Source organism: Agathobacter sp. LCP21S3_B2, from assembly GCF_052118705.1.
Lineage (GTDB): Bacteria > Bacillota > Clostridia > Lachnospirales > Lachnospiraceae > Roseburia.
On the sequence record NZ_JBQKGQ010000014.1, the window covers coordinates 41183 to 65038 of the forward strand.

At 42.3% G+C, this 23856-nt stretch carries 19 protein-coding genes, 1 pseudogene and 1 riboswitch; of the genes and pseudogenes, 1 reads left to right on the forward strand and 19 read right to left on the reverse strand.

Annotation, left to right across the window (positions count from 1 at the left end):
- Positions 1–183: 183 nt before the first annotated feature.
- The 15 genes and pseudogenes from ACTQ1L_RS10835 to ACTQ1L_RS10905 form a co-directional block, all read right to left on the reverse strand.
- Positions 184–1491 (reverse strand): ATP-binding protein, encoded by a 1308-nt coding sequence (locus ACTQ1L_RS10835; RefSeq protein ID WP_441367108.1) that lies wholly within the window; start codon positions 1489–1491, stop codon positions 184–186.
- 241 nt (positions 1492–1732) lie between these two features.
- Positions 1733–2410: an energy-coupled thiamine transporter ThiT gene (gene thiT, locus ACTQ1L_RS10840; protein WP_441367110.1), complete on the reverse strand. Its 678-nt coding sequence runs from the start codon at positions 2408–2410 to the stop codon at positions 1733–1735.
- 120 nt (positions 2411–2530) lie between these two features.
- Positions 2531–4912, reverse strand: a complete 2382-nt coding sequence (locus ACTQ1L_RS10845; protein WP_441367111.1) for a PBP1A family penicillin-binding protein — start codon at positions 4910–4912, stop codon at positions 2531–2533.
- A 253-nt stretch (positions 4913–5165) separates the two neighbouring features.
- Positions 5166–5711 carry a stage V sporulation T C-terminal domain-containing protein gene (locus ACTQ1L_RS10850; protein ID WP_321112062.1) on the reverse strand — a complete coding sequence of 182 codons (546 nt, stop codon included), beginning with the start codon at positions 5709–5711 and terminating at the stop codon, positions 5166–5168.
- 118 nt (positions 5712–5829) lie between these two features.
- Positions 5830–6441: an NTP transferase domain-containing protein gene (locus tag ACTQ1L_RS10855; protein WP_441367113.1), complete on the reverse strand. Its 612-nt coding sequence runs from the start codon at positions 6439–6441 to the stop codon at positions 5830–5832.
- A gap of 76 nt (positions 6442–6517) precedes the next feature.
- A pseudogene (locus tag ACTQ1L_RS10860) lies at positions 6518–7186 on the reverse strand (uracil-xanthine permease family protein); the annotation flags it as partial.
- 70 nt (positions 7187–7256) lie between these two features.
- On the reverse strand, positions 7257–7811 hold the full coding sequence (locus tag ACTQ1L_RS10865) for a histidine phosphatase family protein (protein ID WP_321111587.1): 555 nt from the start codon (positions 7809–7811) through the stop codon (positions 7257–7259).
- A 2-nt stretch (positions 7812–7813) separates the two neighbouring features.
- On the reverse strand, positions 7814–9241 hold the full coding sequence (locus ACTQ1L_RS10870) for an alanine/glycine:cation symporter family protein (protein WP_321111586.1): 1428 nt from the start codon (positions 9239–9241) through the stop codon (positions 7814–7816).
- A 205-nt stretch (positions 9242–9446) separates the two neighbouring features.
- A riboswitch (glycine riboswitch) is annotated at positions 9447–9593 on the reverse strand.
- Positions 9594–9780: 187 nt separating this feature from the next.
- Positions 9781–11193 carry a pyruvate kinase gene (pyk, locus tag ACTQ1L_RS10875; RefSeq protein ID WP_441367115.1) on the reverse strand — a complete coding sequence of 471 codons (1413 nt, stop codon included), beginning with the start codon at positions 11191–11193 and terminating at the stop codon, positions 9781–9783.
- Positions 11194–11312: 119 nt separating this feature from the next.
- Entirely contained in the window at positions 11313–13007 is a 1695-nt protein-coding gene (locus ACTQ1L_RS10880; protein WP_441367117.1) for an ASKHA domain-containing protein, read from the reverse strand.
- Between the two features lie 283 nt (positions 13008–13290).
- A complete protein-coding gene (locus ACTQ1L_RS10885) occupies positions 13291–14448 on the reverse strand; it encodes an FprA family A-type flavoprotein (RefSeq protein ID WP_055062403.1) in 1158 nt (385 codons plus the stop codon).
- A 167-nt stretch (positions 14449–14615) separates the two neighbouring features.
- Positions 14616–15401, reverse strand: a complete 786-nt coding sequence (locus ACTQ1L_RS10890; RefSeq protein WP_441367119.1) for an HD domain-containing protein — start codon at positions 15399–15401, stop codon at positions 14616–14618.
- Positions 15402–15438: 37 nt separating this feature from the next.
- Positions 15439–15972: a 2'-5' RNA ligase family protein gene (locus ACTQ1L_RS10895; RefSeq protein ID WP_441367121.1), complete on the reverse strand. Its 534-nt coding sequence runs from the start codon at positions 15970–15972 to the stop codon at positions 15439–15441.
- Between the two features lie 81 nt (positions 15973–16053).
- Positions 16054–17058, reverse strand: coding sequence for a transposase (locus tag ACTQ1L_RS10900; RefSeq protein WP_441367123.1), 1005 nt, complete (start codon positions 17056–17058; stop codon positions 16054–16056).
- A gap of 342 nt (positions 17059–17400) precedes the next feature.
- Positions 17401–18831: an alanine/glycine:cation symporter family protein gene (locus ACTQ1L_RS10905; protein ID WP_441367125.1), complete on the reverse strand. Its 1431-nt coding sequence runs from the start codon at positions 18829–18831 to the stop codon at positions 17401–17403.
- 230 nt (positions 18832–19061) lie between these two features.
- Between ACTQ1L_RS10905 and ACTQ1L_RS10910 the strand changes: the two genes are divergently transcribed.
- On the forward strand, positions 19062–19565 hold the full coding sequence (locus ACTQ1L_RS10910) for a helix-turn-helix domain-containing protein (RefSeq protein WP_321112056.1): 504 nt from the start codon (positions 19062–19064) through the stop codon (positions 19563–19565).
- 82 nt (positions 19566–19647) lie between these two features.
- Here ACTQ1L_RS10910 and csrA read toward each other — a convergent pair whose 3' ends face one another.
- The 4 genes from csrA to flgK form a co-directional block, all read right to left on the reverse strand.
- Positions 19648–19866, reverse strand: a complete 219-nt coding sequence (gene csrA / locus ACTQ1L_RS10915; RefSeq protein ID WP_321112055.1) for a carbon storage regulator CsrA — start codon at positions 19864–19866, stop codon at positions 19648–19650.
- A gap of 1 nt (position 19867) precedes the next feature.
- Positions 19868–20332 carry a flagellar assembly protein FliW gene (gene fliW, locus ACTQ1L_RS10920; RefSeq protein WP_321112054.1) on the reverse strand — a complete coding sequence of 155 codons (465 nt, stop codon included), beginning with the start codon at positions 20330–20332 and terminating at the stop codon, positions 19868–19870.
- A 74-nt stretch (positions 20333–20406) separates the two neighbouring features.
- A complete protein-coding gene (locus ACTQ1L_RS10925; protein ID WP_441367127.1) occupies positions 20407–21939 on the reverse strand; it encodes a flagellin N-terminal helical domain-containing protein in 1533 nt (510 codons plus the stop codon).
- 58 nt (positions 21940–21997) lie between these two features.
- Entirely contained in the window at positions 21998–23851 is a 1854-nt protein-coding gene (gene flgK, locus ACTQ1L_RS10930; RefSeq protein ID WP_441367129.1) for a flagellar hook-associated protein FlgK, read from the reverse strand.
- Positions 23852–23856 lie beyond the last annotated feature (5 nt).

Here is a 23856-nt window from a genome sequence, read left to right on the forward strand (position 1 = left end):
GCATTTCTGTATTTCAAAGCATAATTCTACATTATCTAAGCAGCTTCGCTATTCAACCGTTGTAAGCTGTGCCACTGTCCCTCACCCACCCCCGCAAGTCCCTCACACCGTGACAATGATATACAATAAAAAACAGACTGTAATTTTGAGTGGTCAGCTCAATTTTACAGTCTGCTCTATATATTAATCTCTCAAACACCCAACCGGCACAACCCGAACTCCTGACTCCGTGGTATATGCCATGGTTGCATTTGCACAAATCACAATCAGTGCCGTTGGTTCTTTATATACATCACGTGGATGTTTTTCTTTTTCCAATGCTTTCTCATTATATTTTATGATAATATCCTTGAATCGCAGCAAGGATTTTTCCGCTTCCGGAATCTTGTTCACTCCGGTTTTTATTTCAATAAGCGCATAACGGCCGTCCTCCAACTGATAGACTGCATCTGCTTCTACGCCCATATCATCTGTATAATGCATCACTCTGGCATTGTGCTTTTCAGCAAATACAAGTAAATCTCTAAGTACCATATTTTCAAATACATGCCCAAATAGATCCAAATCGTTGATAAAATAGTCAGGATTAACACCAAGCGCAGCCAATCCTATAGAGGGATCAACAAATATATGCTTTTTGGCAGCTCTGATAGCTGTTTTTGAGCGCAAATGCGGTGTCCAGGCATCTATATCCTTTACAACATACAATAACTCCAAAGCATCAATATATGAAGAAAGCGTTACATCTGTAACATTCTGTGTGGCTTTTACATCTGAAAATATATTCTTGCGTTTTGCTGTAGTAGCCATATTTCTGGCATACGACCAAAGCAGCGTCCTTGCCCATTCCGGATTTCTGTTTACTCCATCAATAGCTGATATGTCCTTCTGATAAATCTGCCTATAATAATCCTTAGCTATTTCAAGCTTTGCACTGTCCTTTGAAAGTGCCATGCACCTCGGCCATCCACCTCTACAGACGGCAAAAAACAAATCCTCAAGCTTTATATCTGTGGTAAGTCCATCAATATCATATGCTTCATCTTGTAATAATTTAAACAACGATATGCTTCCGTTTGATTCTCCTGTCTCAAACAAAGTCATAGGGTACATCGTAACCTCTGTTATTCGTCCTGTGCCTGTATGAGGTGTATTAATCTTCTTACTTGATGAGCCTGTCAGATAAAACTCTCCTACACTCTCCGGATTGTCATCGCACGCTTTTCTTATTGTTCCCCATATCTTAGGGGCATCCTGCCACTCGTCAAACAGTATTGGCTTAGGATTCTTTAAAAAGAGCTTAGGTGCAGTTTCTGCTACTGCAAGATACCCCCCTCTCTTATCTTCATCCTGAAATTCAATAACAGTTTTACATCGTTCTCTTGCTGTTCTTGTCTTTCCACATCCCTTTGGTCCTGTGATGCTCACTGCATTAAATGCCTCTGTTTTTCTATCTATCACATCGTCAACAATTCTGCTTATATATTCCATAAATATCTGCTCCCTTCATGGTTATTATACCATTTAATTCACAGATTATACAAGGCTATTTTATGTTTTTCGAGTGTTTTATTTTATATTTTTCTAATGTTTTATTTTATATTTTTCGAGTATTTTATTTTATATTTTTCGAGTGTTTTGTTTTGCTTTTTTCGAATAATAAAAGAGCATGACAAGTATTTCTACCTATTCTGCTCTTTTTACATATTCTAATTATTTAGATATAGATTATCTACCGACTGTTCGCCATCTGCTTCACATAGTCGAGTGCCTTCTTAACCGGTGGAATTGATATCACTATGATTGTGATAATTCCTTCTACTGCAAGATATGAGCCGTTGTAGGTCACTGAATATATGAGCGCATCTATCGTCTTGTTTCCTATCGTGACAGGTGCGTATGCTGCAAAGAACACAACTCCCGACAGCACTGCAAAGAAAAATCTACCTATGACTGCCACTATGTACCCCTTGACAAGTCCATATTTCTTGTTGGCAAACACTCCAGCGAGTCCGAGCGCTCCAAATGCGAATATGTAATCTACAAGCATCTGCGGAAGGCTCACTATATATGGATTGGTCACAAGCTGAAGTATGCCGTATGCCACTGCTGCCGTAAGTCCAGACCCCACTCCGTACCAGTATCCGATTAATACGATAAACAACATTGAAAGCAGTGTCACAGAGCCTCCCATCGGAAGGCTGAAAAGCTTGATAAATGATGTAACTGTCGCAAGTGCTATGGCCATCGCCGAAAATACAAGCTGCTTTGCCCCTATTCTTTTGTTCTTGCCAAATATGGCACAGCCGGCTAACAGTATTGCGATCATGATGATTACGAGTGCTGTAAAGCCAGCCAGTGTTAGGTTGTATACTCCGTCTGTTTTACTGTAAGTTACAAATAATGACATTTTTTATCTTCTTTCCATTTAAATTAAAGTACGTCAGCATGTGCAAATTTATCAATTTAATATACATAATATGACTTTTGAAGTTTTAAAATTATTTGTTGCACTAAGGTCTGGAAAAATCTACTGGGCTGCACCTCCGTTGGTGTTACCGCTGTCAGCTCCACCTCCGGTCTGATTTCCGTTAGAACCATTTTGATTTCCTCCATTTGTATTATCATTTTGGTCCTTATTCGGATCCCCCACAGGAGTCTGATTCGGTGTTTTATTTTCTGCATCCGGTGTAGGTACAGTCTGGTCTGTAGGATTATTCTGGGTCTGATCAGTCGTGGTTCCAGCATCCGGTGTGGTCACAGTCTGATCTGTAGGATTATTCTGGGTCTGATCAGTCGTGGTTCCAGCATCCGGTGTGGTCACAGTCTGATCTGTAGGATTATTCTGGGTCTGATCATCTGCAGGTGTGTCCTGAACCTCCTGGCTTTCCTGATTGTCCTGACTTTCATCTGACATATGCTCATATGGCAGGAAATTGAGAGGTGTCAGATCTGAATGTATCTGATCCATATATGTCTTCCAGATTTCTGCCGGGTATGAACTTCCTGTCAAACCATTTATAGTCTCCGGCATATCACAGCCAACCCATACACAGGTCGTATAATATCTGGTAAATCCACAGAACCATCCGTCCTTTTTACCGTTTGTAGTTCCGGTTTTTCCGGCACTCGGCATACCATTATCCAGCTTCGCCTTGCGACCGGTTCCCTCTGTCATAACACCGGTCATGACGTCTGTCATCGTTCTTGCGGCATTCTCTGAGTAAATTACTGCATCCTTCTGTGATGAGGTATATATAATGTTGTTGTCTGAATCCACAATAGATGTAACACAGGTCGGATTCCTGTACATTCCGTCATTCTCAAGGGTAGCATAGGCTGATGCCATCTCAAGCGGTGATACACCTGTGGTAAATCCACCTAATGCTGTCGCTGTAACATAATCATCCTTGACAATATTTGTAAAATTCATGTCCTTAAGATACTGTAAGCCAACCTTAGGTGTCAGTTCATCATAAAGCTGCCATGCCACAGTATTCAATGATTTTTCTACCGCGAATCTGATTGTTACATCACCATAATAGCTGTCACCGGCATTAGACGGTCCACCATCAAACTTATGGTCATTTACTATTGTGTCCGGTGTCTTGCCACGCTCAAACGATGGCGTATACACGATGAGTGGCTTAATAGAGCTTCCCGGCTGACGGTGACTCTGGAAAGCACGATTCAGCGTATGATTGGTCGCGTCCTGACTTCGTCCACCAACTATTGCAACAACATAGCCTGTCGCATTATCAATACAGGTTGCTGCACTTTGAAGCTTAAATGTACCATCATCAGTGGTATCTGTGAAGTCCAATAATGTCAGGTCGATTGAATCCTGAAGCTGCTGCTGTTTGGTCAGGTCTATCGATGTATAAATCTTATAGCCTTCCGAATACAGCTTTTTCTGGCAATACGAATACATCTCATCATACGATGCATCATATTCCTTTTCTTCCTCGTCCGAATCAAAGTAATACTTGAACTTGAAGCCCTCATTTTCCATGAGCGCTCTCGTAGCACAGTAATATGCATAGGTATCCACGTAGTTATACTTGACCGTATCTTCCTTCTCAGGCATATTGAGGGTAATCTCCTCGTTTATGGCAGACTCATATTCCTGTTGTGTGATTTTGCCGTCTTCCCTTAGGTTTTTCAATATGAGATTGCGACGCGTCAGTGTATGATCCTTATTATTTATCGGGTCATAGTACGTCGGCCTGTTCGGAATCGCACACAAAAAGGCCGTCTGCGACATATCAAGATCCGAAAGCTCACAGTTGAAATAGCCATGGCACGCTGCCTGAATACCATAATATCCATTCATGAAATTGACGTTATTCAGGTAGAACTCCATAATATCGTTCTTGGAATATTTCTTTTCCAGCTCCATCGCTATGAACATTTCCTTGACTTTTCGCTGCCAGTTCTTGTTCGTATCCAGGTAAATATTTCGGGCGAGCTGCATCGTGATGGTACTGCCACCCTGGGTAATTCTCTTGTTCTTTATGATGGACTTTGCGGCACGCACTATTGCCTTTAAATCCACACCATTGTGCTTATAGAACTTCTTGTCCTCGATGCTGACCATACAGTTTACGAAGTTCTGTGGGATATCAGCATACTTTACATAGTCAGCCTTTTTGGTAGTGGCTGTCTCGGATATCTCATCACCGTTTGTATCGTAGAGTGTACTCGTCCTCGCCGGTAAAAATGTGTTTTTGTCAGATTTCTGCACGAGCTCTACTGCCTCTGAGTGAAGCTTCGCCACCTTGTCTGCATATCCTCCAAAGTAGTAAAAGCATAATCCACCAAGTATCAGTACCATCAAAAAAATCTGAAGCTTTATGAAAAACCAGAAAACGCGATGCTGCTTTTTCTTCTTTTTCTTTTTCTGTTTTGCCATTTCTATATGTTACCTCCAAACTATCGGTATACCATTGTATATCGGCATACTTTATAGATAATTGACAACTATTACAAATATGTACTGTCTATTATACTACAATGCCTCTACATCAGATAATTAATAATTGCTTAATTTTCAATATACCTTTATAGCACAAAAGGAAGCTAATTGCTCCCTTTATCAAGCTATTTTACATCTTTACTGCTATTGTAGTCAAGTAAATAGTTTTTTAGAATGCTTTTCGTGGTCTCTAGCCGAGCTGTCCGGACAGAAATTCTGCTGCTGCACTCACCAGCTTTTCGGCAATATCAGGCTTATCGGCTTTTTCATCGTAAGCACACAGTATAACGGCTCCCGCACTGTCACCATCATGCACTATTGCAGCTATCACCTGGGCCTCACAGTCTGCTTTATCGTCCTTTACCACAGGTATCAGGTTATCGTCTTTTTTACTGTACAATACACTTTTTCTCTTATCAATAATGTCTTCAAGCTCTTTTGACGGAGCCCTGCCTATATATTTTTTGTGGTTTTTCCCGGCTGCCGCTATTATCTCATCCCGGTCTGCCACACATACCATGGCTCCTGTTACCTTTGACAGGCTCTGTGCATATGCCTGTGATATATTCTTCAGGCTTCCCACCTGCGAATATTTCTTTAGCACTATCGTCTCGTCCGCATCCATATATATTTCCAGTGGGCTTCCCTCTTTTATATGCAGCATCCTGCGAAGCTCCTTCGGTATGACTATTCTGCCGAGTGAGTCTACTCTTCTGGTCAATCCTGTGATTTTCACTTTATTGTCCTCCGGTTACTTTTTTGCATTTGCATTCATGCTTTGGAGGTAGTATATGGGAATTTGAACAAAATATACATTCGGTATGCACTGACACAGTGCTCTTTCATAATAGCTTTTATAATGTCACAGTATGTTTTGAATTTGATAAGTTATCTACATCCATCAGCTCACGCTCATCTGCGATATCCACATATACACAGTCATACTTCTTTGCCACACTTCTGCCACCCTTATCACCCTCCAGTGATAAAAGCTGCGGGATAAGCGATGAATGAAATACACATGGATTGCCTACAGTGTTTCCACAGCGAAGCGAAAATACTAATCGCTTATTCCCTTTATTTTCAAGTGCTTTGTCTATTAATTTAATCATGCTTTGACTTTTTAAATATGGCTGGTCAGCTACTGCAAACATGTAATAGTCCTCTGTTTCGACTGTATTATGTAACGAGCCACTGTTTTTTTCCGGCTTTTTCTGCCACACACTGCTTTGCCACATATGCATACCGGTCTTTTTCTGCTCCTGCCCCGCCATACAATATCCATCTTTTATTATTTTATCCCTTAACGCAAAAAAATCGCAGGATAGATCAGTGTCAGCTTCGACATACATGTGCGTTGTTGTTGTGACAAGCACACCTTTTCCACTCCTGTGATATTCCCTTGCAAGCTTATGAACGAGTGTGGTCTTGCCACCTGCGCCTACTATTGAAATCACTTTTTCCATATATTTCCATACTTTCCCACAAACAATAAAGCCGCCGGTGTACTTAATGCACCGGACGGCTTCAAAATCCTAAGCGTTAGTCATCCACACGCTTCACATCGTCTTTCTCGTCCATATCCCACATATATGGCGCGTTCTTTGACTTCTTCGGCAAAATAATATTGAGAAGAATAGCGCAAAGTGAGCAAGGCACGATACCTGAACCGCCAAATATAAGCTGTACATAGTATGGCAGATGTGATGTAGCACCGGTTGTAGCGCCAAGTCCGTAGCCTAAACCGATTGCAACTGAGATAATTGTAATCTCACGGCTGCCGATTGGCTCCTTTGTGATGAGCTCAATTCCCGAAATCAGGATAGAGGCAAACATCATAACAGCAGCTCCACCGAGCACTGACTGAGGCATGATTGACATGAGAGCTCCAATCTTTGAGCAGAAGCCGCAAATAACGAGGAATATAGCTCCCATTGAAATAGCAAATCTATTGACAACCTTTGTCATTGAAACAAGACCTACATTCTGTGAGAATGAGGTATTTGGCAGTACTCCGAAAAGCGCTGCAAATGATGAACCAATACCATCACAGATAACACCACCTGAAAGCTCTGAATCTGTAGCCTCTCTGTCCATTCCGCCCTCCACACAGGCTGAGATATCGCCAACTGTCTCGATTGCAGTAACGATAAACATGATGCCGATTGGGATGATTGCATTGGCATGGAAGGAAATTCCCACATCTGACAGCAATAGGGCACCCCATAACCGGTATGCCCTATCTATTACAAACGATATAACTATTCAGAATAATCTAAATTTATTCAACCCTAAGCAGCTCGCAGTTTCCCTGCATATCCTTCCAGAAATCCTTTATAGGTGTGCCGCGAAACTGATTGACTATGCTGCAGTTCATTGCACCGTGTCCCACGACAAGCACATTTTTGCCTGCATCAAGCTGCGGTCTCAGCACCTGCTCTATAAACTCGCCTGTTCTGTGATATAGCTCCTCAAAGCTCTCTGCGCCGTCCTTTGCCACATATTTTTCCGGCTCCTCAAAGAGCAGGTAGACAGGGCATTCGGGCTTTTGCCTAATGTTCTTCACTCCCTCATAATCACCGAAGCACATCTCGTGAAGCCTGTTGTCAGTGATAATCTCTACTGCAGGGTTTCTGTCTGCAAGAAAAATCCTTGCCGTCTCCTGTGCTCTCTTAAGTGGGGAGCAGTAGCATATGTCAAAGTCTATATCCTTATATTTTTCTGCGGCATCGTAAGCCATCTGCCTGCCGGTTTCGTTGAGTGGGATATCCACCTCCCCCTGCAGTCTGTGCTCCTCATTCCAATCTGTTCTTCCATGTCGCAAAATATAAAACATAATTAATCCTCGATTTCTCCATTTCTATGTCGCTCGAAGAAATGCTTTGTCTCCTTAACAACAACACCACTAAGAGCAAACAGCGCTATCATATTTGGCAGAGCCATGAGACCGTTGAAGATATCAGCGATAGTCCACACCGCACTTACAGTCATATAAGGTCCGATGAAAACTGCAAGTATATATATCCAGCGATAAACCTTTACATATTTCATCCTTCCGCCACTCAAATACTCTAAGCACCGCTCACTATAATAATCCCAACCGAGTATAGTTGTAAAGGCAAAAAATACAAGACACAGCATAAGTACAAATGCTGATAACTCTTTCGGTAAAGGAAGACCATTCTGGAATGCGTATGTAGTAACCTGCACGCCCTCGAGTCCGTCAACCTGCCATGCGCCTGTGAGCACGATGGAAAGTCCTGTAAGTGTACATATAACTATTGTATCAATGAAGGTTCCTGTCATGCTGACAAGTCCCTGACGTACAGGCTCCTTTGTCTTGGCTGCTGCCGCTGCAATCGGGGCACTACCAAGTCCTGCCTCGTTTGAAAAGATTCCTCTGGCAACACCCTTTTGCATTGCAACAAGAAAGCTTCCCACGGCACCGCCTGTTATGGCCTTCGGAGAAAACGCTGCCTTTACTATTGTAGCAAACGCTGCCGGAACCGCTGTGATATTGCATACCACAAGCACGAGCACAAATACAATATATATAACAGCCATGAAAGGAACTATTATCTGGCTGACACTTGCAATACGCTTTACTCCGCCGATAAGCACTGCTGCCACGCAGAATGCCAGTACAAGCGAAGCAATGACAACTGACCATGAATACTCACCAAGGAACGGTAAAACCTTTACTGTATGCTGGTTTTTAGGGTCAAAAAAGTTGTTTACAGCACTTGATATTCCGTTTACCTGGCTGAATGTTCCTATTCCGAAAAGTCCAACGCATACGCCGAAAAATGCAAATATCTTTGCAAGCCATTTCCATTTTGCACCCATTCCCTGCTCTATGTAGTAGAATGGTCCGCCGAGACTATGTCCGTCCTTGCCGATGACACGATATTTTACAGCCAAAAGTCCCTCTGAATACTTTGTTGCCATACCAAAGAAGGCTGCAAGCACCATCCAGAAAAGTGCTCCCGGTCCTCCTGCACCGACTGCAGTTGCTACACCGACTATGTTACCGGTTCCGATTGTTGCGCTAAGCGCGGTACAGAGTGCGCCAAAGCTCGTAATCTCGCCATCGCCGCCCTCTTCATTTTTGACCATCCACTTTAGTGCCAGAGGAAGCTTTCTTATCTGAAGAAGCCCCAGACGAACTGTGAGCATTATACCTCCTGCCATGATGAGCACCATGAGCGGCACTCCCCAGACGAAATTGTCCACTGCACTAAGAAAATTGTTGATTGTGTTCCACATTGAAATACTCCTGCCTCTCTTTTTTATCTAAACACAAGGTCTTTGTGTTTTGAGCAAATACTATTGATATATATAATTTCATCCGGAAACAATTGAAAAAGCAGGCTTAGCAGCACTTACGTGAATTGAAATAAAAAACCCCATATACGCTGCATATACAGTCTGATACATGGGATTAAGAAGATTATCTTAAGAATATCTGTCCAATATCTTCTCCGTCCTGTTGCCTGAGAGATTCGTACGAGAAGCAGCCTGTGCCATGATATATTCATAATCACTGCACTCCTGCTGCTTCCTATTCGTACGTTGCACCTTCGGCCCCCGCCAAGCGGGTGTCTCCAGAGAGTCGATCCATTTACAGTTGCACCGCCTGCTGCGGCACCTGAGAGTTTTACTCCTTCGGTAGGCTTTGATAAGGTAAAATAGCTGCCGTTTTCCTGCAAACTTCATCTCGAAATTGTTTATTTTAAATTTATTGTTTTTATTAATCGTTAAGGATTATATGACATATATACGATTTAATCAATAGCACAAATGTACTAAACTGTCTCAACCTTAATCACATTGGTGTTGCCTGTCTTACCATTGATGAGACCTCCTGTGAGCACTATATGATCACCCTTTTTGAGCTTCATGACACTCTTTGCCTCGTTCATCGCATTGTAGAACATAACCTCCATTGAGTTGTATTCCTCACACAGAACCGGCTTTACACCCCAGCTCAGGTTCAGCTTGCGCCATGCCTTTTCAGAGGTTGTCATGCCTATTATATCAACAGGGCAGCGGAAACGGCTGACCATGCGCACTGTACGTCCTGTCAGTGAGCTGACTACGATACATTTCGCATCCACATCTATTGCCATTGCACATGTAGCATGTGAAATAGCGTCAACTATGCTTTTTGTCTGGAAATCCGCATTGGCAAATCTCTTGCTGTAGTTTATCTGCTTTTCTGTATACTCTGCTGTCTCTGCCATATTTTTTACAGCCTCTACAGGATATTTACCTGCTGCAGACTCTCCCGAAAGCATGATAGCTGATGAGCCGTCGTATACAGCATTGGCTACATCCGAAAGTTCAGCTCTTGTAGGACGCGGATTGTAAATCATGGACTCAAGCATCTCTGTTGCTGTGATTACGCGTGTACCAAGCATACGGCACTTGTTGATAAGATACTTCTGTATTGCCGGTACCTCAACGCCCGGAATCTCAACACCGAGATCTCCTCTTGCTATCATGATTCCGTTTGCTATCTCACAGATTTCCTCCACATGATCTACACCTGAACGGTTCTCAATCTTTGCGATGATTTCAATGTCCTCTCCACCATTTTCGTCCAAAAAGCTTCTCAGATCAGCTACATCCTGCTTTGTAGAAACAAATGATGCAGCAACATAATCCACCTCGTTTTTTATACCAAAAAGCAGATCGTCCTTGTCCTGCTTGCTTAAATATGCATGCTTCATGACCTTGTTCGGGAAGTTCATGCTCTTTCTGTCTGAAAGTGTACCGCCTGCGATAACATCACAGATTGCATCGTTTCCTTTAAGCTCTCTGACCTGTAGAATGATGATTCCGTTCGCAACAAGCACACGGTCACCAACCTTTAAATCCTTGATCAGATTCTCATAGTTTACTGATACTCTCTCCTGATTTCCTACAATATCGTCAGTGGTAAGTGTGAAAGTATCTCCATCCTTGAGCTCTATTTTGCCATTCTCAAAGGTCTTAATACGATACTCAGGTCCCTTTGTGTCAAGCATGATTGCGATTGGCATATGAAGCTTCTGTCTTACCTTCTTGATTAAATCTATTTTGCCCTGATGCTCCTCATGTGAGCCATGAGAAAAATTCAATCTGGCAACATCCATACCTGCCTTTATCATCCTGGTGAGGACATCCTCATGTTCACTGGCCGGTCCAATAGTACAGATAATTTTTGTTTTACGCATTAATATTCCTCCTGATGCTGATCACCCTATCAGCTTTTCTTTTAAAATATAATCTCACCCGAAGTCATTATATGACAGTTTTCTTCAACAATAAAGTAAAAATATATTTTTTCAATTATTTAAAAATTCATATGCTCCACATACATTTCATCGAAATGCGGATACGATGCCAGCTCGATGTAGCGCATGTTCCCGCTTATCTCCAGTGCTCTTTCCCAGGCTTCCTGCGATAAAGCTGCCGAAACAGCTCCGTTTCCTGCCGCATTTCCCACTTCTTTTGCCTTGTCCAAAAGTTCCTGTGGAAACAATCCTATTGCCGCCGCACTTGCTTTGTCAATGTAGTTTCCAAAGCCTCCCGCAAATGTAAGTATATCCACATCACAGGGCTTACAGCCATATTCCTTAAACAATACTTCTATTCCGGCGGCTATCGCGCCCTTCGCAAGCTGCAGCTTCCTGATATCATCCTGCGTAATGTAGACTCCCGGTGCAATATGAACGGCGAGAGATGACTCCGTGCTCTGTGCAGTCTCCTCCGCTTCCACCTCAAACACATACGACCTAAACAGTATAGGAAGCTCCTGTCCGCTTAAAATCGTGCCGTTTTCATCTATGATTCCGGCTTTCAGAAGAACGGCAAGCGCATCAATAAGCCCCGAACCGCACAGTCCCACAGGTCTGTCATTTCCGATAACCGAATACTTAATTCTGCGCCCTTCCAGCCATACCTTATCCACGGCTCCCTTAGACGCCGGCATACCCAGCTCAATCTGCGCACCCTCAAAAGCCGGTCCTGCCGCGGTGGCACAGCACACATATCTGTCGCCTTTTCCAAGCGCCATCTCACCGTTTGTTCCGATATCCAGATAGAGTGTCAGCTCATTGCAGTTGACTGTCTCCATCATACCCGCTGTAATATCTCCGCCTACAAAGCCTGACACAGCCGGAAATATAATCATGGTTTGACAATTCTCAAGTCCTATATCCAAAGGATTAAACTCCCTGCCAAAATATTCATCCGGCATAAACGGTGCCTTGCCAAGCTTTTCCGGTGAAATTCCCATAAGCAGATGGCACATAACCGTGTTTCCGGCAACTGAAAACCGGCTTACTTTAGTTCTGCCACATTCCATGAGCATTTCTGATATCCAGCCGTTAAGCAGGGACACTATCTGTGTCTGCATCATCTGCAGGCCGCCATTCGCTTTATCGTTATCATCCGCCCTCGCTGCCGCATCAATTCTGGAAAGTACATCTGCTCCAAAGCTGCGCTGTGGATTGGCACCGCTTCTGGTTGAGATAATCTGCCCTGTCTCTTTATCAATCAAGTAACAGACTACTGTTGTGGTTCCGATATCACAGGCCGCCAGAGTGTCTTCATTTGATTCGACTTTTTCAGATTCATTTGCGGTCTCTTCCTTCAAGACAACATTCCTATTCACATGCTCATTTACATGCTCATTAAATTTTTCCGATACATTTCCTCCATTTGTCAGAACAACCATGCTGTCTTCTTTATCTATCGAATTCACCGCATTTGACGCGGTCTGTATGTCCTGTCCGACTGTGCCGGCTCCGGTGCTTTCTTTTCTCCCTACAATAATTTCCATACCGTCACAAATCTTCGTCTGACAGGCCAACACATCCTTATAGTATGGTTTTGTCACCGTCACCTTGCACTTGCCGCAGGTGCCTTTTCCACCGCACGGTGTTTCTATCCCTGCAATGCCGTGACTGCGGCAGTATTCAAGAATAGTGGTTTTGTCTGTTGTTTTGCTATCTGTGTTAAGATTTATGGTAATTCGCTGCTGCATATATTTTACCTCATTTGACATTGTACTATTATGGCTTTTTTCTTTGATTGTATGATACCACATTTATATATACTTTTGTAAACAAAGCACGAGTATCGTGCGGTTTTGCGAATGTGCGTGTGGTGATTCTGAATAGTTACTTTTAACATAAAAACCCGGACAAACGTCCGGGTCTTTATTGATCCATATATACTATGCCGTATTAAACTATTGTCGTCTAAGCTATGCCATCTAATCCATGTTATCTAATCCATGTTATCTAATCCATGCCACCTGAATTATTCTATCTGGTAAGTGCTGCAACAAGCTCATCCATCTGCTTTTCAGATGCCTCATTGAGAGTAGATTTAATTGTAACAACCGGCTCAACACACTCAATATTCTTGAAGCCCTCAACAATAGCCTTCATCTGGCGTGCTGCTGTAGGAGCCCATGAACCGTTTTCCACGAAGGCAATCTTACGATTCTGATAAGCCTTCGCCTTGAGATGATGTAAGAAATCCTCCATTGGCGGGAAAATGCCTCCATCATATGTGCATGCGCAGAGCACAAGTCTGTCGTATCTGAACGCATCCTCAACAGCCTCTGCCATATCATCCCTGCAAAGGTCTGTAAATGCAACCTTTACGCCTGTAGCCTTGAGCTTTTCTGCTAAAAGCTCTGCTGCCTTCTTTGTATTGCCGTGAATAGAAGCACATGCCACAAGAATTCCCTCATCCTCAGGCTGATAGCTGCTCCATGTATTGTATTTATCTATGTAGAAGCCAAGGTTCTCTGTGAGAATCGGTCCGTGAAGAGGACAAATCTTCTCAATATCAAGTCCTGCTGCCTTTTTGAGAACTGCCTGTACCTGAGCACCATACTTTCCAACAATATTGAAGTAATAACGTCTTGCCTCACATGTCCAATCCTCATCAGTATCGAGCGCACCAAACTTACCAAAGCCGTCTGCTGAGAAAAGCACCTTGTCTGTTGACTCGTACTCCATCATAACCTCCGGCCAGTGAACCATAGGAGCCATGACGAATGTAAGCTCATGCTTTCCAAGAGAAAGCTTATCTCCCTCTGCCACTACAACCTTTCTGTCCGTTAAGTCTATATCGAAAAACTGTCCCATCATGTTAAAGGTCTTTGCATTACCTACAATCTGCATATCAGGATATGCCTCTGCAACCTTCTGGATATTGGAAGCATGGTCCGGCTCCAAATGGGAAACAACGAGATAATCCGGCTTTCTGTCTCCGAGCGCCTCTCTCAAATTGGCAAACCACTTATCCGTAACTCTTGCATCTGCTGTATCCATGATTGCAATTTTGTCATCCATAATCACATATGAGTTGTATGAAACACCGTTTGGAACAACATACTGGCTCTCAAATAAATCAATGTCCTTGTCGTCCACACCGATGTAAATAATGCTGTCTGTAATCTTCTTGTCCATGATAGGTACCTCCTGCTAATAATCTCTACTTAAATTAGTAATTATTACTATTTTTGATTAGATTATATGACAAAAGTATCATCCGGTCAACCTGATAAATTGTATTTTTTTGTATTTTTTTGGTACATTCCTTGTTACATGCCTTGTTGTATTTCCTGCATTAGTCACTATAATGGTCTGACTAACGCCACATATTCGTTTAGCTTCGCTCTTATCTCTTTAAACTGTTTTCCTGTAATCTCATTATCCGACTCAAATGCCATCATTTTGTCAAGATATCCTCTCTCCTTTGCTATCTGAAGGCTGATAGGATAAACCAGCTCAAATGTCAGTGCAATATGCCCTGCCACATGGTCTACCGCGGTCTTTTTACAGGAACGAAGTACCGCATGCCTCTCATCAAAGGCTGCCATAACCTCTGGACTCACCTGCGAGTTTTTCAGTTCCTCCGTTGTCACATTATATATATCCTCTGCCGGAGTATCTACATTTACCCTGAAAATATCCACCTTATCAGCATCCCTTAGTATATTGCAAAACATAACCGTATAATCATCGAGCCTCTCATCTATCCTGAAAGCGCTGTGATTTCTTATCGCATTTTCAACAATTGTGCCGTATTTATCATCATGAAATCCATCCACATATGTGTCGATAAGTCCTTCCTTAAACAGCAGGTCTGCTCCAAAATTGGCATGATCAACAGACTGCGCATCGTTAAATGTGTTATAGTGCTTAATCTGTTCAAATCTTCCGACATCATGCAGCATCCCTGTGAGCCATGCCACATCTGTCTCATATTCATCAAGCTTTAAATCTCTTGCTATCAGCTCGCAAAGCTCCGCTACCCTATAGGTATGGTCTATTTTGAGCTTAATCTTTGGGTCTGTGGCATTGTATCCTGATGTGTACTCTGCGAATGTGTTTTTTACTCGTTCTCTATCTATTATCATGTTTATTATCCTTTCAAAAAAACGGTTTATCGTGGCTTCATTGCTGCTGTTTTAACTCCCATCGCACCACATCTCTATGTGGATTAACCCTGGCAAGTCCAATCTCCGTAATTGCCGCTTCAAAGGGCACAAAGCTTTCCTGCATTACTGAAAATGCCATCTGCATCTGTTCCTTTGTCAGTGTCTTTCCAAGTGTAATATGTGGCAGCCAGCTCATTGGCTTGTAATATCTGCTCACTGTAGATTCCGGAATGCTTTTCACCTCATCAAATACTTTTTCCGATAAATCCTGTAAATATCCGTTAAGCACCGGTGTGGCATAAAATACATATGGCAGCAATTGCCCCACTGACACAATGCTAATCGTCCCATTAGAAAGTGAATTTCGCAGATTATCCATTGCTCCCAATAAAACATTTTCACTTCGGGCTTCTATTGCCGATATCGTCATGTGTGGCGGTACATTGTTATCCACCATAAATGAATTACCTGTTTTCTCAGCTATTTTATTTATATATCGTTGTAAAATATGCTCTGCCGTCTTGTCAAAATATACAGATACAAGATACATCTACTTTCCCCTGTCATATAGAAATCATGCCCCAACACACATAGGTCGGGGCAATTACTGTTATACTTTTAAGCTATCAAACTACACCAATTCAGGAATTTTGTAGCCCGCTTTTTGCATTGCGTCTGCGAAGTCATCTAATGACATACTTACTCTCTTTGCGCCCACCTCGGGCTCTAATATACCATCCTGAACAAGTGAATATACTTCAAGGCATCTTCCTTGTTGCATTCCTTGCTGTATCCCCTGTTGTATTCCTTGTTGTATCCCTTGTTGTATCCCCTCCTGAATGCCACTCTTTTTATGGTCATCCCATGCCTTACACATATTTACCACCTCTTCCTTTTCATCATACTTAATGTCAGTTCCTACAAACAGATTGATAGCTGCTACTGTCTCAACGTCAACCCTTGTGAAGGTTTCGTCTTTTGTAATTAAATCATTCAGTTTTTCCTCATCTGACGCATTTTTCAATAACTCAAACAATGGCCTGAGCCCTGTCTCGAACTTGGAAAAATCTGTAATCTCCAGTGGATTCAGCAAATTAATCCTGTAATCATTGATGAATGGGAGTATTCTTTCATCCATCTGTGGCATCATCTCTACAAGGCTTCTTGGCCCATCCCACTGTGTAGTTCCAAGATACAGTGTGATTGTAATCACCGGTGTCAGCTTATCATCAAGTGTAAAGCCTGACAAAAACTCGTCCGAAGACCTGTAATCCTTATTTTTCCAGTGATGTTTCTTTGCCTCGTTGACCTGTTCTCCGTAATTCAATGCATCATAAATCATAGTTTTAACAGGCATCGCATAATGAATGTCTGTCTGCGCTTCTGCTCCAATTAAGATAACATACATTTGCCCTGTATGCTTCACGGAAACACTTTTTAGCAAATCTCTCCATTTCTGCTTAACAATCTGTTTCTTATCAATACCGAAAACTGATAACACCTCTGTGGTGTCACATTCCTTTAAATCCTCCGGTTTGATAACCTTCTCTCCGTCAAACAATACATAATTACAGATTTCACTAAACCTTGTATTGTCCGACAAATACTCCTTTGCCTTCGAGTCCTTTGTACCCAAATTAACCTCCTCTTCTTGTGTGGCAGGAAAATTTGAAGTCGAATAAAAATACTGTATACTTATGCTTTCCACGTATATGATGTGTACAATAATCTCTTATATAAAAGCCGGCAAAATCCCCACAACCTGCTTTTCTCGCAATGTTTTCACATCTGACATTTCAATTTTCCTGCTATTAACTGGTAACATAAAGCATTGAAAATTTCCATGTCTTTGTCGAAAAATGCGAAGTGGTCTGCCCTCTTCAAAGTAATACGCACCTGTAAAAAATATGCTGTGGTGTCGTATTTACAGAAATATAATGCTTTGAGTTGATTGTAGCACAGAGGAAGAGACTTGTCATTATATTTTTGCCTCTTCCCGGCTATTCTTCAATGTAGATGCAGCTCCCTCTCCTGCAAAATATTCCTTCACCAGCTTTACAACTACACCCGAAAGCAAAAATACCGCGATAAGGTTTGGTATGACCATAAGGCCATTGAAGGTCTCCGCTATGCTCCACATCAGTCCGAGGTTCATTGTCGCACCGACTATCGCAACAAGCGAATATACTACCATGAACGGCTTATTTGCCTTAGTTCCGAATAAGAACTCTATGCATCTGGTTCCGTAAAGCCCCCAGCCTATGATGGTTGAAAATGCAAAACAGCACATGGCAACCGCTGTAAAGATTGATACCCAGCCGCCGTAGGTGGATGTAAATCCGCTGATGGTAAGCTCTGCGCCTGCTGCTTCTCCATAGCCCACAGAAACTCCGCTGCAAAGTATGACAAGCGCTGTGAGTGTACATATCACGATAGTGTCCACAAACACCTCAAATATGCCAAAGAAGCCCTGCTTTACAGGCTTTTTGGTGTCTGCACAGGCATGTGCGATAGAGCCTGTTCCAAGACCTGCTTCGTTTGAAAAAATTCCTCTGGAAACTCCCTTTTTCATGCTCATAAAAAAGCTTCCTACTGCTCCGCCTGTCACTGCTGACGGATTGAACGCGCCCTCTATTATTGCCCCGAATACGCCCGGTATAGCTTTAAAGTTGACGATTACTACTCCAAGTGCCAGCAAAATATACATCACTGCCATAAACGGCACAAGCTTTTCAGTAACCTGGCCTATACGCTTGATTCCTCCAAGCAGAATAAGCGCAATAAGAGCGGCAAGCACTATTCCTAATATGAGATTGAGCGTTGATGCCGATTCTTTTGAAATTATATCGTAATTATATAAAGCTGAATCAATCGCTGTGGTTATGGTGTTTACCTGTGTAGCGTTTCCTGTACCGAACACGGTGAGCACGCCAAACGCTGAAAACAGATATGCCAGCCAGTGCCAGTGCTTTTTAAGACCGTTTTTAATATAGTACATAGGGCCGCCTACCAGGTCACCATTTGCATTTCTCTCGTGAAAATGTACAGCAAGTGTGACCTCAGAGAACTTGGTGCACATGCCAAAAAGTGCTGAAATCCACATCCAGAACACCGCTCCCGGTCCGCCTATCGCGATGGCTCCCGCAACTCCTGCCACATTACCTGTACCGACAGTCGCCGCAAGTGCCGTACACACCGCCTGAAACGGTGTGAGCGCTCCGTCAGATGCCTCACGTTTTTTGAGCATCCTGCCAAGCGTAACCTTCATCGCATATGGAAACTTTCTAATCTGAATAAATCCCGTTCTGAAGCTCAAAAGCAGCCCGACACCTATGATACATATCATCGCAGGCACGCCCCAGATAAAATTGTTGACCACGTCATTGACTTTTTCTATTACTGATAACATCTTTTTCTCCTACCTAAATTTAGTGTAACGTATAAAGTATAACACGGTTTGTACAATTTTTAATATAATTAATTTCATTTTCTAAAGATTTTGTCATGAAAGGCTCTTTTAGTGTGGAATAATCCATGTTATTTCGCAAAATTCCTATATTTTGTTTCACTTATATGTCAATTATATGTATAATATAAAATTATAGATAACTATGCTAAACAATATGAAAGGGAATTAAAATGGGACGTAAATCTACGAAAGAAAATAAAAATATATATCAGATCAGCCGTGAAAACAACGGACTCACGCGCGATGCAGCAGCCGAAAGACTTGAATTTATCTCCTCTGACCGCATTGAAAAAATTGAGAGCGAGAAATCCAATCCTCATCCTGATGAGATTCTTGCAATGGCAGAATGCTACAAAAATCCTTCCCTGTGCAATTACTATTGCTCGCATGAGTGTCCTATCGGCCGAGAATATGTTCCCGAGGTTACATCAAAGGATTTATCCCTGATAACACTTGAGATGCTCTCGACCCTGAACACCCTATCAAAGGAGAAAGACCGCATGATCGACATAGCAGCTGACGGAATGGTTTCAAAAGATGAAATGCCTGATTTTTTACGTATAAAGGATTATCTGGATGACATGTCTCTGACCATAGACTCTCTCAAGCTATGGATTGAAAACACTATAGCTGCCGGTGAAATTGATTCAGGGCTGCTAAAGAAAAAACTCTAAATTTAAAATGCCCCGGTACAAATACCGGGGCAGATTTTATTGTCTTTGTATATTGTCTTTGCAAATGAATAGGCATTTGTGTTTAATTAAACAACTCGTTAAGCGCCTGTGTGCTTTCCACTCCCGCAGATTTCTTGTTTTCCTGCTGGATTTGTGTATACACTTCCTTACGGTAAATCGGAACCTCCTTAGGTGCACTGACACCTATCTTAATCTGATCCCCCCTGATTTCCAGAACAGTAATCTCAATATCGTTGTTTATCATAAGGGATTCACCCTTTTTTCTTGTAAGAGCCAGCATATTATTCACCCGCCCTTTCTTTATTTCCCTTTATGATATCATAGATAGGAAAATGAACCTTGTAATCGTCCTCCACAATGAGCTGTGCCGCCTTGTTTGTATCCATATTTACAACAATAGGCGCCTTCAAATTGCATGCTATCTTTGTTATGTCACTAGGCACATTCACTGTGACAAGTATATACATATTATCTTCTGTGAGCTGTCCAAGTGGTGTTAAAATCTCCTCATTTACATAAGGCTTGTAATCCGGCATGATGATGTCCGGTGTCATGACAGGAAATGCAATGTCTCCATCATCCATCGACTGAAGCCACATAATGGATTTCTTGTCATTCTGCTTCTCTGAGTTAAAAATCAGAGTGTAATTCTTAAGCTCCGGGAATCCTATCATCCCCTTTTCCATAGTGATGATTTTGTCCTGCGGAATATCAATTTCCCCAAATATTCTCGTTTTTGCCCTCATGGCTGTCCTCCTTCCCGCCCGCTCCGCGAACGTCTGTATAATACAATTAATATAAATTGATAATTACCCAATGATTACAAATAATCCAGAAGAGTCTGCGAATTAGCCTTTGAGGCTGCTGTCAGGCTTGACTGGTATGCATTGTACATGGCATAAAAATCAATGATAATATCTGAAATATCCCTGTCCTCATTTGATGACTTAAGATCCTCAATGGTAGTCTGCTGCTCCTCTACCCTGTTCTTTATGAGGGTCAGACGGCTTTGAGTACTGCCGGAATCTGTGAGTGCCAGATTGACCTTATTCAAATGATCATCGAACCTGGTAATATACTGGCTGTATGTCTTTTGCAGATTGTTATCGGCATAATCAGCCTCCTGTTTAGCCGCATCCAGATATGTTTTCAGCTTAGCCTGTGAATCCTTGTCTGAATACTGCTGTTGTGACATCATCTTCTCAAGCTGTGAAACCTTGTCATGAGCATTGATGGAGTTTTGAACCACGTTGATAAGCTCATCCACATCGCGCTTGATGCCTGTATCCATAACATCCTTTGCCTGTGTATTGACAGTGATGTCTGTGCTGTTTGCCACTGTGTACTTGATTTCCTGACTTTCATATTTGTAGTCAACAATCGCCGATGCATTGGTATATTTGATGTTTCCTGCTGCGTCATGAGGTACTTTTCCGTTGATATCAAGTGTGATGGCATCTGTCAGATCCTTACAGTTGTAATAATACTCCGGTCTCGCATCCCCTCCATCAAAACCGGTTTTCACATATGTGACGGAGATCTTTTGATCATTATCCTTGATGGAAGCCGCTACTGTCTTTCCGAAAACAAATTCTCCGCTTTCCTGAATATATGCAATCTGGTTATCTCCAAGCTTTGACGGGTCAAAATCTGAAGAATGCTCATATACCGTATAGTTATTGCCCTGCGCCACTGAATTTCCGTTTATTGAAAGCTGGATATCGTCTGTCGTACTACCATATGCCAGACGTATTCTCTGATAGCTGTACTCTGTGACATCTGTAGTGCAATCCGCAGTGGTGCTGTTTATGGTTGCCGGCACCGTCACACCGTTTGTGTAATAGCGCTTTTCAGACAAGTCACTAGCCGAAAAATCCTGGTTAATCTGATAAGTGCACTGTGTATCCTTCTGAAATGTAAGCTTTGATGATGTACGGTATCCTGTGAATACAGTCCTGCCTGCGTAGTCAGCATTGCCCTCTGTATACACCTGCTCCGAAAGTGCTTTAAGCTGCTTTAATATGGTATTTCTGTCCTCCGATGTGAGTGTATCCGTAGAACCGTTTACACACTGTGTACGAATATCTGTCAGGAGTGATTTTGTGTTCTTAAGAGCAGTCTCTGTAACATCCATCCATGAATTGGCATCTGGTATATTATTATTAACATATTGGTCTATATGAGACAGGCTGGTTGACAGACGAAGCGATCTGATTGCAATAACCGGATCATCCGATGCCTTGTCAATTTTCTTTTGAGTTGTCATCTGGGTATTGTATTTATCCACCAGTGTCTTTGCCAAATTGATATTCGTCTTGGTGTTACCCATTATCATGTTGTTTGTTATACGCATATCGGTATGCCTCCTTTATTCGCTGCCGGTCATCTTTGTATGTAAACCACAGCCTTTATTATGCAACTCCTGTATCGTTTATCAGCTTTTCAAGCATCTGGCTCATTATGGAAATAACCTTTGAAGCCATATTGTATGCATTCTGATATTTGATAAGGTTTAAGGCTTCCTCATCCTCATCCACACCGGATACCGATGTCCTCTGGTTTGAAATAGTCTGCTCAAGATTCTGATAGAGTTTATTGTTGGTCTCTGCCTTTTCCGTATCAACCGATACATTGGATATAATTGTTTCCAGAAACGATTCAGCCTTATCGCCTCTGTAAACAGTGGTCTGCGACTGAAGCTTTTTTAATTCATCAACTATATCACATGCATCTGTCTTAACATAATCTGTTGCTGTTGCAAAGAGTGATACATTATTCATCACATCCTTATTGACCGAATAGTTGCCTGCGGTCATCCTGTAATATGTATTTGATGAACTGCTTATGGTTGTTGTCTGCCCATCCGTAAGCTTGCTGTATGCATCCGAATCAGAGAAATCATATACCTTTCCGGTAGCCGTTATTCCCTCGAAAAATGTCGGTGGGGTATCTCCGTTCATATTCTGTCCCTTGCTCTCAGCCTTATTGAAAAGCTCCGCAAAGTTTCTGACAAACTCATTGAGCTGTGTCATATAGTACGGTATTCCTCTCTCGTTGATTCCCGAACCCGCACTGAGCGTTGCATTGTCTGCCACTACTGCAGCCGGATTGGCCACCGCCTTGTTTTTGCTCAGGTTAAACTTCATCGACTTTATGTTGCCGTCCGCATCAACCTCCGCCTCCCAGCTATCGTAGGTATAGGTCACATGGTCAACAGTAATCTTACCGTTTGTATCAGGCAGATTGAGTGATTTAATATTGGTCAATGACGTGTTGCTTACCGTAAATGAATAGGAATCCGCCTGTGTAACCTTGCCCTTAAAATTCTCAAGATTGTCACCGTCACGCATCTCGAAAAGTGCCTTGAGACTGCCTCCTGCTGTTCCCGCTGTGGCAACAAACTCCATCTTGGTGTCCGCCCAGTATATTTTAAACAAATCGTCATTGTCTGTCTGATTATTCTTTATATCGGTTGACTCACAGACCAGCTTCCTGTAATCCTTGCCATCTACAATCTTCTCCCCATTGACAAAAAGGCAAAAGCTCGTACCACCGAGATTATCACCGTTTGTGTTCTGTATAGGTGTCTCCTTGTATGATACATTGACAATTTTGGAAAGATCGTCCATCAGATTGGCTCTTTCATCCCTTAGTGAGCTGGCCTCCACACCGGTGCCTGTCTCTATCTGATTTATCTCTTTATTGAGCAGAGATATCTTTTCACTGATGGAGTTAATCTCATCAACCCTGTTTCTTATTTCCTCGTTGCAGTCATCCTGCAGCTTTGAAAGATTATCGCTCATCTGGTTGAAATATGTGCAAAGGCTCTGTGCACTGCTGATAAACTGGTTTCTGACTGTCTTATCAGACGGCTTGCTCCTTAATGTATCAAGGTCTGAAAACATCTGTGAAAATACACTTGAAAAGCCTTTGACCGAAGCTCCGTTATCCTTAAAATAATTCTGAATCTGGTCAAGATAATAAAGCTTCTGCTCATATCTGCCGTAGCAGGAATTATTCTCCCAATACTTTGTATCGTAATATAAATCTCTCTGCTGCTTGATAGATGTAACAGTAACACCTGTACCTACACTGCCGTAGCGCGCTGTGACATTCAGCGCATCCTTTGCTGTCAGTGTGGCCGACTGCCTTGTGAAGCCTGTTGTTTTGACATTTGCAATGTTGTTGGCTGTTGTATTAGTCGCAACCTGAAACGAATTCAGGGCACTTACACCTATATTTAATCCAAAAAATGTTGAAGCCATGCAGA